Source organism: Candidatus Poriferisodalis sp., assembly GCF_965198245.1.
Taxonomy (GTDB): Bacteria; Actinomycetota; Acidimicrobiia; order Acidimicrobiales; family Poriferisodalaceae; genus Poriferisodalis.
Map to the genome: position 1 here is coordinate 3,853,475 of NZ_OZ240249.1, position 13,903 is coordinate 3,867,377.

Annotated in this window: 14 protein-coding genes; 6 read left to right on the top strand and 8 right to left on the bottom strand. The window is 65.3% G+C overall.

Annotated features, from left to right (window positions below):
• Window positions 1-14: 14 nt before the first annotated feature.
• Window positions 15-1,583, bottom strand: a complete 1,569-nt coding sequence (locus tag ACOCMM_RS17120) for a hypothetical protein (protein WP_419554337.1) — start codon at window positions 1,581-1,583, stop codon at window positions 15-17.
• A 41-nt stretch (window positions 1,584-1,624) separates the two neighbouring features.
• Here ACOCMM_RS17120 and ACOCMM_RS17125 point away from each other — a divergent pair, with 41 nt between their 5' ends.
• Together ACOCMM_RS17125 and gluQRS are read left to right on the top strand one after the other, a co-directional pair.
• Window positions 1,625-2,836, top strand: a complete 1,212-nt coding sequence (locus ACOCMM_RS17125) for a nitroreductase family protein (protein WP_419554338.1) — start codon at window positions 1,625-1,627, stop codon at window positions 2,834-2,836.
• A complete protein-coding gene (gluQRS, locus tag ACOCMM_RS17130; RefSeq protein ID WP_419554339.1) occupies window positions 2,833-3,822 on the top strand; it encodes a tRNA glutamyl-Q(34) synthetase GluQRS in 990 nt (329 codons plus the stop codon). The genes ACOCMM_RS17125 and gluQRS overlap by 4 nt, the downstream gene beginning before the upstream one ends.
• A gap of 157 nt (window positions 3,823-3,979) precedes the next feature.
• On the opposite strand, the gene ACOCMM_RS17135 is transcribed toward gluQRS, so the two are convergent.
• The 4 genes from ACOCMM_RS17135 to ACOCMM_RS17150 all read right to left on the bottom strand — a co-directional run bounded on the left by ACOCMM_RS17135 (window position 3,980) and on the right by ACOCMM_RS17150 (window position 9,856).
• A complete protein-coding gene (locus ACOCMM_RS17135) occupies window positions 3,980-6,460 on the bottom strand; it encodes an FtsX-like permease family protein (protein WP_419554340.1) in 2,481 nt (826 codons plus the stop codon).
• A gap of 9 nt (window positions 6,461-6,469) precedes the next feature.
• Window positions 6,470-7,171: an ABC transporter ATP-binding protein gene (locus ACOCMM_RS17140; RefSeq protein WP_419554341.1), complete on the bottom strand. Its 702-nt coding sequence runs from the start codon at window positions 7,169-7,171 to the stop codon at window positions 6,470-6,472.
• A gap of 205 nt (window positions 7,172-7,376) precedes the next feature.
• Window positions 7,377-8,957 (bottom strand): acyl-CoA carboxylase subunit beta, encoded by a 1,581-nt coding sequence (locus tag ACOCMM_RS17145; protein ID WP_419554342.1) that lies wholly within the window; start codon window positions 8,955-8,957, stop codon window positions 7,377-7,379.
• 47 nt (window positions 8,958-9,004) lie between these two features.
• Window positions 9,005-9,856, bottom strand: a complete 852-nt coding sequence (locus ACOCMM_RS17150) for an LLM class F420-dependent oxidoreductase (RefSeq protein ID WP_419554343.1) — start codon at window positions 9,854-9,856, stop codon at window positions 9,005-9,007.
• A 124-nt stretch (window positions 9,857-9,980) separates the two neighbouring features.
• Between ACOCMM_RS17150 and ACOCMM_RS17155 the strand changes: the two genes are divergently transcribed.
• Window positions 9,981-10,187, top strand: coding sequence for a type II toxin-antitoxin system HicA family toxin (locus ACOCMM_RS17155; protein ID WP_419554344.1), 207 nt, complete (start codon window positions 9,981-9,983; stop codon window positions 10,185-10,187).
• A 4-nt stretch (window positions 10,188-10,191) separates the two neighbouring features.
• Window positions 10,192-10,680 (top strand): hypothetical protein, encoded by a 489-nt coding sequence (locus tag ACOCMM_RS17160; protein ID WP_419554345.1) that lies wholly within the window; start codon window positions 10,192-10,194, stop codon window positions 10,678-10,680.
• 61 nt (window positions 10,681-10,741) lie between these two features.
• Here the strand turns inward: ACOCMM_RS17160 and ACOCMM_RS17165 are convergent, their stop codons facing one another.
• Both ACOCMM_RS17165 and ACOCMM_RS17170 read right to left on the bottom strand, forming a co-directional pair.
• Window positions 10,742-11,197: a plasmid pRiA4b ORF-3 family protein gene (locus ACOCMM_RS17165; protein WP_419554346.1), complete on the bottom strand. Its 456-nt coding sequence runs from the start codon at window positions 11,195-11,197 to the stop codon at window positions 10,742-10,744.
• Between the two features lie 158 nt (window positions 11,198-11,355).
• Window positions 11,356-11,478, bottom strand: coding sequence for a hypothetical protein (locus tag ACOCMM_RS17170; protein ID WP_419554347.1), 123 nt, complete (start codon window positions 11,476-11,478; stop codon window positions 11,356-11,358).
• A gap of 20 nt (window positions 11,479-11,498) precedes the next feature.
• On the opposite strand from ACOCMM_RS17170, the gene ACOCMM_RS17175 reads away from it, so the two are divergent.
• Together ACOCMM_RS17175 and ACOCMM_RS17180 are read left to right on the top strand one after the other, a co-directional pair.
• Window positions 11,499-11,882 (top strand): nuclear transport factor 2 family protein, encoded by a 384-nt coding sequence (locus tag ACOCMM_RS17175; RefSeq protein WP_419554348.1) that lies wholly within the window; start codon window positions 11,499-11,501, stop codon window positions 11,880-11,882.
• Window positions 11,883-11,946: 64 nt separating this feature from the next.
• Window positions 11,947-12,849: an alpha/beta fold hydrolase gene (locus ACOCMM_RS17180; protein ID WP_419554349.1), complete on the top strand. Its 903-nt coding sequence runs from the start codon at window positions 11,947-11,949 to the stop codon at window positions 12,847-12,849.
• A gap of 206 nt (window positions 12,850-13,055) precedes the next feature.
• Here ACOCMM_RS17180 and ACOCMM_RS17185 read toward each other — a convergent pair whose 3' ends face one another.
• The gene (locus ACOCMM_RS17185) at window positions 13,056-13,895 is read right to left on the bottom strand and encodes an LLM class flavin-dependent oxidoreductase (protein ID WP_419554350.1); all 840 of its coding nucleotides are present in this window, start codon (window positions 13,893-13,895) and stop codon (window positions 13,056-13,058) included.
• Window positions 13,896-13,903 lie beyond the last annotated feature (8 nt).

Genomic DNA, 13,903 nt, shown 5'->3' on the forward strand with positions numbered 1-13,903 from the left:
ACGTGGCCGGCGGTCTACTGGTACGACACGTACAGCGGCGACGGGGTGAGACCCAGCACCTGTTCCGCGGTGGGGGTGGGAGAGTCTTCGTCGTAGAAATTCTTCCAGCCCCAGTAGAAGCGATAGGCGTCCGGCTCGCCTGTTAACGCATCCCACGTGCTGAATTTCGTCGCGATCGGGCCTTGCCCGTCCATGTGGACCAGCACCGCCAGCTCGGCGGGGGTTTCGATCAGTTCGCGGTTGGTGATCATCGAGAAGCGGAATTGGTGCAGGATGAGCAGCTTCTGAGGCAGGGCCTCCGCACGGACGAGATCGGCCAGCCAATGCACGACCTCGTTGATCTCGGCGGCATCGACGGTGCCGATCTGGCGTAGATGCACCTGGTCGGCACCGAGTCGCCATTCAGGATCAAGCGCCAGGCCGACATGGGGAAGCCGCAAGAATTCCTCATACTGCTTGGCCTGGGTGAGGAAGTCGGTTCGGCCCGACTGCAGGTCCAACACCACATACATGTCGTTGGCAGCGGCTACCTCGATCCACGGCCTGATCTCATCCAGGGCGGTCTCGTTGGAGTAATCGCCGTCACGACCAGCTCTGGCTGAGGCCACGGTGGCGATGACCTCGAAGGCAAGCAGCACGTCCGATCCGTCCGCGTCATAGCCCGCCGCGATGGACCGCAGGCGCACCACGCCCTCCGACGGGTCCTGTTCGCCCAGCACGCCGAGCTGCGATGTCGATGGGTGGCCGTACATGGCCACCAAACGGCGGGCGCGCTCTGGCTCGAACAGGAGCAGGCCGCCTCCGGGCAATTCATCACCTCGACGGATGACCTCCAGTTGCCACGCTGCATCGAGGCCAAGGTCTGCGTGCAGCTCCACACGCGCCGCCTCGCGGAGCATCTCGCGTTCTCGTGGGGCCAAGGCCCGCAAGTCTCCGACTGCGGTCATCGCCGTTGCGTCGATCTGTCTCCCGACGGCCCCGAGCACCGCAGCTTGCTCGGCGCTGTCGACGATCCACACGCGCTCGTACCGAACGTCGCGGTGCGGCAGCGCCGCCTCCGGATTGACAGGCAGCCATTCGACGGCGAAACCGGCGAGTCGTTGTTCGAGGTCCTGCTCATTGAAGCCGGCCGCCACGATCCGCTCTGGTGCCAGGCGCCGTATTTCTGTCATCGGTTCAGCGTCCGACCACGACTCCATGAGCAGCAGGGGTCCGTGGATCCCGCGTGCGGCCAGCGTGAGGATCGCCTCGGAATCGTTGGCGAACGCCAGACCGATCTCGTCGGCGCAGCCGTAGAGGGAGCGCGATATCTCGACGCTGAGGAGCACAGGAGCAGCGGTGTCGACCACAAGGTTGTCCGCCGGATCCCGTGGCGAACAGTCCCGAACGGTCGTGGAGGGCTCCGGCGCAACAGGAACGGTCGTCCCCGCCTCGACGGGCGCGGCAGACCCGTGCGTCTCCTGCGTCTCCGAGAAGCCGGGCACGCACGCACTAGCAAGAGCAGCGAGGATGGCGAGAGCCAGCACTGCACCGGCCGTGGTCGACTGCGCGGCGTGCCGGCCAGCCGGCGAGGGTTTCGTCACGCTCGGAGAAACTATTGAGCGCGGCGACAATACTGGCGGCTATGGCGACACCAGAGCTGAACCCCCATGTGCCCGCTCGCTACGACACCGCCGGGGTTGACCTCGCGTCGGTGGATGGCGTGCTGTCGACCACCCGCTCCGTGCGGCTCCGTCTCGACTTGGAGCGAGAGGTCCCCCAGGACCTCGTGCTCGACTGCATCGACATCGCCGAGCAGGGTCCAGGCGGCGGCAACCAGGCCAGCCGGCGCTGGCTGCTGATCCGCGACCCTGCCCAGCGGCAGGCAATCGGCGAGATGTACGACTCGGTTGTCGGCGCATTCATGCGCCAAGGCCGCGATGCCACAGCGGGCACCGGCCATCCGATGGAACAGGTGATGAAATCTGCCTCCCATCTCGCGGAGCACCTCGCGGAGGTTCCGGTCATCGTCATTCCCTGCGTGTGGGGTGTGCACGACGACAGCGGCAAGCCCGGACTCTTCGACTCCGTGCTGCAGTCGGCGTGGAGCTTCTGCCTCGCGGCTCGTGCACGTGGCATGGCGACCGCGTGGACCACTGCGATCCTCAACAAGGAAGACGAGCTGCGCGAGCTGCTGGGCATTCCCGACGGGGTCACCCCGGTTGCACTGCTGCCGCTGGCCTTTGCGAAGGGCACGGAGTTCGGGGCCGTCCCGCGTCGTCGCGCCAACGAGATCGCCTACGTCGACGGCTGGGGCCGCACCTGGGAGCAACGGGGGAACGAAGCGACGGCTCGCGCCATCGGCGAGGGGCCCGGTGCCACGTTCGAACTGGACATCGACGCATCGCCCGAACGTCTCTGGGAAATCGTCAGCGACATCAATGTGGGCGCGAATTTCTCCGAAGAGTTCGTGCGGGCCGAGTGGGCCCCCGGCTACGACGGCCCCGCCCTCGGCGCCAAGTTCATCGGGCACAACCAGCATCCCGCCATCGGCGAGTGGAACATCGATCTCACCATCACCGAGTGCGAGCCGAACGTCCTCTTCGGCTGGGCCACTGGCGAGACCGAGGATGTCGCCGGCGCCCGCTGGCGCTACGAGATCGACCATCTGCATGGTCAGCGCTCGCGGCTGCGCCACACGGTCCGCCTCGGACCCGGCCCATCTGGCCTCAGCGCCGCGATCGAAGCGATGCCTGACAAAGAGCCGCGCATCGTCTCGCGGCGCCAGAGCGAGCACTTGGCGAACATGGAGCGGTGCGTCGAGGGCATCAAGGCACTCGCCGAAGGCAACACTTGAGCGAAGACCCGACAACGGGCCGTTGGGCGCCTAGCCCGACCGGCGATCTGCACCTCGGAAACCTGCGCACCGCACTGCTGGCGTGGCTGTTCGCTCGCTCGGACGGGGGGCGGCTGCTGTGGCGGTTCGAAGATCTCGACGGCGCCGTGCGGCCGCAGTTCTACGACTCGCAGCTGCGCGACGTTGCCGCGCTGGGACTGGACTGGGACGGCGAGCCTGTGCGCCAGAGTGACCGCTTGGAGCTGTATCGCGATGCCATTGCGGAACTGCGCGATCGCGGCCTCATTTACGAGTGCTTCTGCACGCGGCGTGAGATTGCCGAGGCGACTGCAGCGCCCCACGGCCCCTCGCCTGAGGGTGCGTACCCCGGAACCTGCCGGCAGCTCACTCGCGGGGAACGCGAACAGCGTCGCAGCGACGGCCGGCCTCCGGCTCTGCGGTTACGCATCGTCGCCGGAGGTGCCGGCCCTCACGATGGCGGGGCCTCGGACCGGGATCATGTCGAGCTGACCGTCACTGACCGGCAGCTCGGCCCCTACTGCGGTGTGGTCGACGACTTCGTCATCCAGCGCGGTGACGGCACCCCGGCCTACAACCTCGCGGTCGTCGTCGACGACGATGCCCAAGGCGTCACCGAGATCGTGCGGGGCGACGATCTGCTGCCGTCCACCCCGCGGCAGGTGTACCTGGCCCGCCTGCTCGGCATCGCTCCCCCGTCCTATGCCCATGTCCCGCTGGTGCTCGGCCCGCAGGGGCACCGGCTCGCGAAGCGCGACGGTGCGGTGACCCTCACCGATCGGCTGGCGCTTGGTGAAACGCCGCTTGACGTCGTGAACCTGTTGCTGCACAGCGTCGGACTCGAGCCAGTGGGGTCAGCAGCGGACTTGCCGGCCGTCGCGAAGCGCTTCGATCCTGCGGCATTGCCGACGGAGCCATGGATCCATGCGCCCCAGGCTCCCGTGACCTCGGGCGGCACGACGGACTGAGGAGCTGCGCGGATAGGCCCAGATGTCATAGCTGAGGCGGCGGCGGGAAACTCTGCGAGGTTGGAACCTGCTGGATTCCCGGAGCAGAGGGCCCTGCCGCCGCTTCAGCGGGCGCACCCATCCGCGCAACCTCGAATTCCCTGGGCGAAGTCCCGCTTTATTCCATCACCCGCAGCTTGCCTGGGATGAACATCTTCTTGAGCTTGCGGCCCGGGAACACCGGCGCCACCGCAATTGCGACAAGCGCCAAGACGAAGTACACCACCATCTCCACCCAGCGCACGGACACGACCATGCCCACCTCGGGAATGGCGGTCGGCATCAAGAACAACGCCATCCACAGCAGCAGCGCATAGCCGAACAAACCGCCGAGCACGACCGCTGCCACGCCGAGCAGCAATCCTTCTGCGGAAAGGTTGGCGACCACCCTGCGCACCGGCACGCCGTAGGCGAACATCGTTGCGTGGTCGCGAGCGCGCTCATCCACGTTGATGTTGGCAGTGTTGAATGCAATCAGCAGCACCAAGAAGATCACAAAGATCCGGGTGAGGATGAAGACGCCTGTCGACTGATCCAGCGTGTCCTGCACCGACTTGAATGACTCACCCAGTCCCTGCACCAGCGCCACGCCTGTGCCGAAGAGCGCCCGTTTCACGTCGATCAGGTTGCTGCCGTCTGCTGGGACACCGGTCACGACGTTCGCGAGGCCGTCGAAGCCCCAATCGGACGCCACAGAGAGGTCCATGTAGGCATTGATCCGGAGCGGATGTGGGTGAATGGCCGTCACGGGCAGTGAATGGGTGCTGTAGGTGAACGCTCCATCTGTGAACTCGGGATGCGCAACCACGACGTGGTCGTCTATCCCGACGCCGAAGTCCCGTGCTGCCTTGTCGGCGAGCACGATTCCCGGTTGACCGCGCGACAGCTCGCCCTGCGACGCCGTCGGCGTCCAGACGTCACTGCCGAAGTCAACGAACCGGACGACGAGGTCAAGTTGAGTGAACTCATCCACACCCTCGTCTCCGGCGCTGTCGTTCCCAGCCGACGGTTCGGATGTAACGCTGGCCCCGAGGAGCAAAGCTGCCTCGCCGAGTTGCACCGTCGGGTCGGTGAGCACACCCTGCACTTGTGGCGAATCGCTCGGGTAGAAGGAGTCGAATCGCACTATGAAGCGCTCAGGCTCGCCCCCGAGCAACTCTTGATCGCCACGCTCGAAGGTGACCGAGAAAGTGCTGCTCAAACCCAACAAGCTGAACAGGATCGCCAGGCTCATCGTAAACGTCAGCAGTGTCAGGAAGGTTCGGCGGGGGGCTCGCATCAAGTTACGGAACGGCATCCGCCCAAGGCTGCGGCCAGGCAGGGGCAGTCGGCTAATGATGGGTGAGAGTCCGCCGCCGCGCGATGCCAAGTGACCTGACCGGATCGCCTCGACTGGTCGAACCCGAACGGCGCGTACGACGGGCCAGAACACTGCGAGCACCGGCACCAAAAAGCCAATCACCGCCGCTCTCGTATAGATCGCTCCCTGGAACGGTGTCTCAAAGATCGGAAGCCGCACGATCTGCTGGAAGGCGTCCACCGTTTGGAAACCGACGAGGAACCCCACCCCGATGCCGACGACGACACCGAGGATGCCGATCTGCAGGCCGATCAACAGTGGTCGGATGGCGATGGACCGTGGAGTCTCGCCAAGCGCCATCGACGCGCCGATCTCGCGCCGCTGTGCTTCCACCATCCGTGCCGAGAAGTTCAGTGCCGCAAAGGCCGCGCCGACAAAGAGCAGGAGCGCGATGAGGTTGAAGATGCTCCGATCGGTCTCCGGCGTGTTGGTCAACCCGATGTACGACGGCGTCTCGTCGCGGGTGATCACTTCAAGCAGGGTTCCGTCCAGCGACGCTGCAGCATCGGTCAACTGCTGTGACACCGCATCTATGTCGGCATCCTGCTTCAGCGTCAGCACGAGGTCGTTGACGGCCCCCGGTCTGGCCACGATGTCCTGCGCGACCGACAACGGGGCGAACATCACGGCGAGGTTGGACTTGCCGAGCGAGCCGTTTCCTTCAATGACGAGGAAGTACTCCGGCGAGACGGCGTGGCCGACGTAGTCGACGCCGACATCACCGCCAACCGTCACATGGCCGCTCGTTGGAAGGTTGCGGAACGCAGCGAAGCTGCGTTCCAGGAGCACTTGCGGTGTGGAGGCTTCTGGCTGCGGCAGTCCGTCGCCTTCGATGACCTCGACACCGTTGACGTGCGGCCCCCATTCGCTCGGTCCATTGGCCGTCATCTCGACGCCGACGACGCGCCCATGCACGAGCAGCTCGTCGCCGTCTACCTCGGTCTCGAGCTGGGTGTCGATGACGAGGCGCTCGCTGTACTCGTCAATGCCGTCGATCCCACTCGCAAGCTGCGCGAGTGTGCCCGCAGGCACATCGGAGCCCCCACTGACCGTCGCTCGGAGGTCGTACATGTTGGTGAGTTCGAGGCTCTCGTCGATGGCTGCGAGCCGCCACTCGGTGACGCTGGAAAGTCCGGCGTAGGTGCCAATCCCGATGGCGATCGTGAAGGCGATGCCGATGATTTGGATCCAGCGTGCACGCGCGTCCCGCAGGGACCAGCGCAGCCGAAGAAGCCACACGTTCGAGACCTACCAGTGCAGTTCGGACAGCGGGGTCTTGCCGCCCTCCGGTGGACCATCGCTGATGATCTGCCCGCTGCTCATCTCGACGACGCGGTCGGCCATCCGGGAGATCTCGCGGTTGTGCGTCACCACGAGCACCGCTCTGTCCTTGTCAGCCTGATCGGCGAGCAATTCGAGAATCTGGGCACCGGTCTTGAAGTCCAACTCCCCCGTGGGCTCATCGGCGAGCAGCACGGGGTTGCCGGTGGCCAACGCCCTTGCGATCGCCACGCGCTGCTGCTCGCCGCCGGACAGCTCATGCGGAAAGTGTCCGAGGCGGTGGCCGAGCCCGACGGACTCGAGAATCTCCGTGGGGTCGCCCGATTCGCTCTTGCCAGAGACATCCTTCCCGAACTCGACGTTCTCAGTCGCGGTCAAGCCGGGGAAGAGGTTGAAGCTCTGGAAGATGAAGCTCACGGTCTCGCGTCGCAGCGCAAAGAGCTCGCTCCGGCTGGACGCAGTGAGGTCGCGACCGCCGACATTCACCGTTCCCGATGACGCCATGTCCAGTGCGCCGATGATGTTGAGCGTGGTGGTCTTGCCGCTCCCGGAAGGACCGAGCACCACCACGAACTCGCCGGCCTCGACATGCAGGTCGATGCCATCGAGCGCCGTGACCAATACGGGGCCGACTTCGTAGTGCTTGGTGACACCTTCGAGATCGATCACGGCACAGAACTCCCCGTTAGCAAAAGGAACCGGCGCGGACAGGGCCAGCGGTACCGGCCCAACGCGCAGCCGAGTCGCAAGGCATCAAATGACCACGGACATAGTCTCAAGCCAATTGAGCCGTTGTCTATCACAGCCTGATCTTTGGCATCTGCATCTCAATACATCGAGCTGTGCTCACATTGCGTGCACGCACTGCCCAATCTCAGCAACTCGGCCAGTAGCTGAGCGCTCGCTGTTCGGGCGGCGGCACCGGGCGGTTGGCCAGCATCCGAAGGTCCGAGATGAGCACCTGACGGGTATCGGCCGGGTCGATCATCTCGTCGATGCGCATGGTGCCCGCCGCCTCGAACGGGTTCGTGGCCTCGGCTACCTCTGCCACCAGCTTCAGGCGCTCAGTTTCGCGCTCGTCGGGATCGGCAATACGGCTCAGCTTGGAGCCAAACGCCACGTTGACGCCCACCTCGGGGTCCATGAACCCGATCTCCGCGCCAGGCCAGCAATAGATGCCATGGCTCGGCATGCGTGAGCCGTTCATCGCCTGCCACGCCAGACCGAACGCCTTGCGGAAACACACGGTCAACGTCGGCGTGGACGCGTTCTGCAGGGCGTGCATCATGCGCATGCCCCAATGGAGCATCAGGTCGTGCTCGACGCGCTTGCCGACCATGAATCCGGGGACATCCACGAGGAAGATCATCGGGATGTTGAACGAGTCGCACACGGTGGCCATGCGGATGATCTTGTGGCAGGCCTGCGGGTCCAGCGTTCCGGCCTGGAACATCGGATTGTTCGCGATGACGCCGACCGCGTACCCGTCGAGCCGTGCGAGCGCGCACACGACGTTGCGGGCGTAGCCCGGCTGCAATTCAAAGACCGACTCGGGATCGCAGATGCGGGCAACGACCCGGCGCATGTCGTAGCCGCGCGTGCGCCGTGCGGGCACCATCCCAGCGAGCTCAGGGTCGGCGCCGTCGATGCCACGCGGCTCAGCGCGCGGCGCTGGCTCCCACGCGTTCGACGGCATGAACGACAGCCATCGACGGATCGCCGCGTAGGCCTCCTCGTCGGTATCGACGCCGAGGTCAATCTGCCCCGTGATTCGGGCATGGACGTCCACGCCGCCGACGTCCTCGAACGAGATCACCTCGCCGGTGGCGATCTCGAACACCTTCGGCGAGGTCACCGCCAGGCACGAGCCGCGCACCATGACGACGTAGTCGCTGAGCGCCGACACGAACGACGAACCGCCGAACGACTGGCCACAGATCATCGTTGCCATCGGCACTCGGTGGCGCCGACGAGCCATGTCGAACATCCCGCCCGGCTCGGAGATGCCTTCGGAGCCCATGAGGTCGGGGATGCGGCCACCGCCGGTCTCGCCGAAATGGACGATGGGGATGCCCATCGCCAACGCCCGCTCGTAAAGGCGCTCCTCCTTGCGGGTGCCGATGATGGAGCTCGAACCGCGCAACACGGTGATGTCGTCGCCGAACACCGCTACAGGGCGCCCGTCGACGTTGCCGTGCCCGCCGATCTTGCCGTCACCAGGAGTGATGTCGCGCATCTCTGGACGGATCGATCGGCTGAACGTGCCGATCTCACGGAACGTGCCCTCGTCACAGAAGCCGTCAATGTGCTGGCGGATAGTGCGATCGCCTTCCGCGGCCATCGCCCGAACCTTGGAAGCCCCACCCATGTCACGCCGGATCACCTCGGCTCGAGCCTGCATCTCGGCAACCCGTTGCTCGTGGCTGATCGCGTCGCCGTCGCCGTATTCAGGCATCGCTCGCCTCCTCAGGTGTTGAACAAGTCATGGATGCCTCGGACAACTTACGCATCCGCGTAATCAGCGAGGATCTGCCCGTACGTCTCGCCGAGCTGGGCTGGGCGGCGTCCTGGCACCATCATCTGGTCGACCCCGAGCGCGACGAGCTGGTCCAGATGGGCCCGGTCGGTTCCGCCCGTCGTCCACATCTCGATCTCAGCCGGATCGCGTCCCGCAGCCTCGGCGTACCTGCGGGCCGAGTCGAACAATTCCGCGAGCACCTCGGCTGGCCGTTCGGCCGGAAAGAAGACATCGCCGAGCTCGCCGGCGCGCCGGGCTGCACGATCGCTGTGGCCGCCGACCAGGATCGGCACCGGCTGCTGGACCGGCTTGGGCTGGGAGTAGACCGGGTCGAAGTCCACAAACTCGCCGTGGAATTCAGCCTCTTCTTCGATCCACAGCACCCGCAGCGCCGCGATGTATTCGTCGGTTCGGGCACCCCGGCGGTCAAACGGCACGCCAAGGGCCTCGAATTCCTCACGCAGCCATCCCACGCCGATGCCGAAGTCGAATCGCCCGCCGCACAGACGGTCCAGCGAGGCAATCTCCTTGGCCAGGATCAGCGGATTGCGTTGGGGCAGGATGAGGATGCCCGTCGCCAGCCGGATGCGTGACGTCACGGCGGCGGCGTACGCCAGCCAGATGAGTGGGTCCGAGTGGTCGATCTGGCTCGCGCCCTTGAACAGGCGGCCGCCCTCGTCGTAGGGATAGGTCGAGTTGTACGACTTCGGCACGACCACGTGCTCGATCGCCCACAACGAGTCGAAGCCGACTTCCTCAGCAGTCTGGGCGGTCTCTCGTGCAGCAGCGCCGTCGACGTTGCCCATCAAGTTCGCGGAGATCAGGCCGAATCTCATCTGGGAGCCCCTGTCCGCCGCGCTCGGACGGCGCGGCGGCGAACATCATGGCCGATCAGCGTTCAAGATGCCCGCTCAGAAAAGCAGTTGACACGAGGCGGCTGCGTCAGTGGTCTTGCGGCGCATGACGGACCAGGAGTTCCTGCGCCGCCTCCGCCGCTACGCTCGACAGCGGAGGCTCGCGGTCGAGTATCTCCCGGAACGCGGCAAAGGCAGTCACGCCCAGGTTCGACTGGGCGAACGCACGACGACTTTGCGGCATGGGGAGCTCGGTTCGGGTCTGCTGCGCAAGATGCAGAGGGATCTCGACATCGACAAGAAGGAGTTCTGAATCGATGCGTTACGCGTATCCGTGCATCGTCGAACGCGATGAGGAGGAGGCTGCGGCGACGGGGCGGACGTGCTACCTCGCGGTGTTCCCAGACGTCCATGCGGCGCACACCGGCGGCTGGTCGGTGCAGGAAGTGAACGGCCATCTGCGGGACTGCCTCGAGACGGCGCTGAGTTTGTGCATCGACAGCAACGAACCCCTGCCGGAGCCGAGCGAGCCCGAGCCCTGCCAGGTACTCGTCGCGGTGTCACCGCCAGTCGCTGCACAGTTCGCACTCCACGAGGCCATGCGCGCTGAGGGCGTCACTGCCACCGAACTGGCGCGCCGCGTCGGCATGCGCCCCTCACGTGCTCGTCGTCTCACCGACATCTTCCGCCCCGCCAAGCCCAGCGAGATCGAACGAGCGCTCGCCGCTGTGGGCCTGCACATGATCAGCGAAGCCGCCCCGCTCGAACAGTGGACAGCGAGCCCGGATCCCGCCCCAGCCCTCTGAACCAACCCGGCCTGCCGCCAGACGCGTCTGCCGGCGGGCCTGACGCCCGGTCGTCGGCGGGCTATGAACCGGATCGGGGCCGGTCGAGCAGGGTCCGTACTGCCTCGTTGGCGGCTTCGAGGTCGAAGGCGGATGGGTCGAATTGGCTCGGGTCGAACGACGGCTGTTGGATTTCGCGCATCCACTCGACCATCTCATCGTGATCCCCATGGCGCGGGTCGGCCAGCGATTCGCACAGCCCGGCGTAGCCCCAGACACCGTCGCAGTCCTCAGGCGGGCACACTCCGTGGCCGCCGATGCTCGAGTCTCCGTAGCTGGTGCCGTCGCCTTCGCGGAATGCGTGCAGGTGGCAGTCCGCCCAGCCCATGGCTAGCTGGATGACAGCGTGAAGGTCACCCAGCGTGGCCTCGCCGGGCACTAAGACGCGTCGATCGATATCGACATGGGCGCCCTCCAAGGTGATTTCCAACTCGTAGAGCTGCGTTGCTCCTGAGCCGACAAGCTTCGAATCATCCACCGAATCAACGAGTTGCAACACGCAGCAGCGTTGTGGCCCGCAGCGAAGCCGCTCAGGCGGCGGCAGCGCGGCGAGCCTGCTGGCAGCGATCGATCATCAGCGGCGCACGGGTGAAGGCCGCTACCTAGACTTCTCCCAAGCGGAATCGTCCATTCACTTCATCGCCCGATCACATTGCCGAACTCGCCGCCGCCGAGGCATTCGACTAGGCCTGTATCGGAGTTGTCCTCGGCGGCACAGTGGCCAACGGCGGTGACGCCAACGGTCAGCGCGTCAGTCATGATTATCTATCATGACTTGTATGGATCTCGGCGACCGACTCGCACTGCACGAACTTCCTGGCCGCTACGGCGACATCTTCGACGACCGAGATTGGGACCGCCTCGGGACTGTGTTCGCCGATGACGCCGCATTCGACCTGACCGATCTCGAAGGACCCCGCCTCGAAGGTCTCGAGGCGATACGGGAGTTCGTTGCCAACGATGTCGAGCACCTGCGAACGCACACAATGACCAACGTGTACGTCGACGAAACGCCCGAAGGCGGGGTGCTCCACTTCCGATTGCTGGCGCTGATCGGCGGCGGTCGGGTCGGCACCACGTCGTTCCGCGGCCTCGTCGTATCCACGACTGACGGCTGGCGCTTACGGCACCTCACCGTGAAGCGTCGCCGCGGCGTGTCTTAGCCCCGCGACGCCCTCGCCAGCGGCTGTGCAGCTACCGAAACTCGTCTCAGGGGATCCGTCGGCCGTGTCTGACTGGGTTGTGCCTGAACCACACGCTGTCATCGATGTGACAGTCGACGACGACGTGATGTTGAGCGTGCGCAGGCACGGCAACCTGGCGAGTCGATGCCGGGTGCTGCTGGGTCACGGCTGCGGCCTCGCGGCCGACGCATACCTGCCGTTCTGGTCTCAGCTCGCAATCCGGTACGAGATCATCGCATACGACATGCGCAGCCACGGATACAGCAGCCTCGGCCCGCTCGAGACGCTGAATGTACCCACGCTGGTCCGGGACAGCCAGTCCGTGTTCAAGACCGCACAATCGGCCTTCGGAGAGAAGCCGACTGTCGGTGTACATCACTCGCTCGCCAGCGTCGTGGCGCTGCATCACGCAGCCCAAGAGCCGGAATTCGCCGCGCTCGTGCTCTTCGATCCCCCCGTTAGACCGACGGACGGTGCTCCAGACGACATCGAAGCAATCGGCCAATTCATGGCGCGCGCCGCCAGTCAGCGTCGCGAGCGATTCGATCATCCCCACCAGCTCGCAGAGAGCCTCGCCCGAAACCCTGCGTTTCAACTCGTGCCGCCAACCACACTCGAACTCTTCGCCCGCTCGATCCTGGTGGAAGACGCCGAGGGCTGGCGACTGCGCTGCCCACCCGAACACGAGACTGCGCTTTCCCAGTGGACCTTCGGGTTCACGATGCAACTTCCGGGCATCATCGGCCGCCTGCCGATACCAGTGAAAGTGATCGGCGGCGATCCGACTGTGCCATTCTCGTTTCTGCCGACCGTGGACATGTCCGAGCTCATAACCGTCGGTTATGACTTCGTTCCTGATCTCACGCACTTCTTGCAGGTCGAAGACCCAGAGATCACTGCGACGCTCACCATCGACTTTCTGGAGTCTCAGGGACTTGGCTCATAGCCGCTGCACGTCATAGCCAAGCTGCCGCCGTATTGCAACGGGCGCAGTACATGCCCCAGTCTTCGTCTACGGAATCGCAGGCTCCTGCAACGCCAATGGCACTGCGCATTCCAACGCAATCACCTCGAACCCGCTCGCCCGACCAATCCCGCATCGAGCGCTTGTGCGCAGGAACCGGCGCCGACGGCTGCGCACATCTCGGGCTGCTATGCGGCCGCGGCTGCCAACTCGGTGGCGGCGAGGCCCACCGGCGGGGCGTCCCACTCCTTGAGCACGGGAAGCACCTCGGCGGCAAACAGGTCGCGGTTGCGGCGCGCCTCCGTCCAGTTCATACCGGCGAAGCAGAGGTTCGGGAAGAACGCCGCCATGTCGATCTTGTCCCTGATGACTTGGAGCTTCTCGAGCACCTGGTCGGGCGTGCCGTATGGCATCAACCGGGTGAAGTCCTCGGCTGCGCCGCGGGCGCCGTGGCGGTCGATGTACCTCGAGATGCCCTCGTAGAACTCGTAGCCCTTGACACCTTCGTGCGGCCGCTTGGGACCGAACTCGTAGTGCTTCATCACCGTGCCGTAGTAGTTGCCGATATGCTCCATCGCCTTCTCCTCGGCACGTTCCGCGTTGGTGTCGACCCAGCAGAACCCGCCCGACAGCGGGGGCGGGGGCGGCGCGGTGTGGTGTCTGGCCCATTCGCCGTGATAGGCGGCGAAGTCAGACTCGACAATCTCCCAAGGCTTCTGGGGGATCACCAGCAGCCCGATGCCCAGCTGCGCCATGAGCGGCATGCCTTCGGGCGACACAGCAGCGGCGTAGGTGCGGCCCTTGAAGGAATGCTCAGGCTTGGGACGAATCTCGCGGCGGGGCTGGGTCACGAATTCGCCATCGTGCTCCACGTAGCCCTGCTCGAGTCCCTCGATGATCATCTTGGCGTACTCCAAGAAGCGCTCCCGGCTGGTGTTCATGTCGACACGGAAGCCCTCGTACTCGACGCGGGCCAGGCCGCGCCCGATGCCGAGGATGAGACGGCCGTCGGAGAGGTTGTCGAGCATGGTCACCT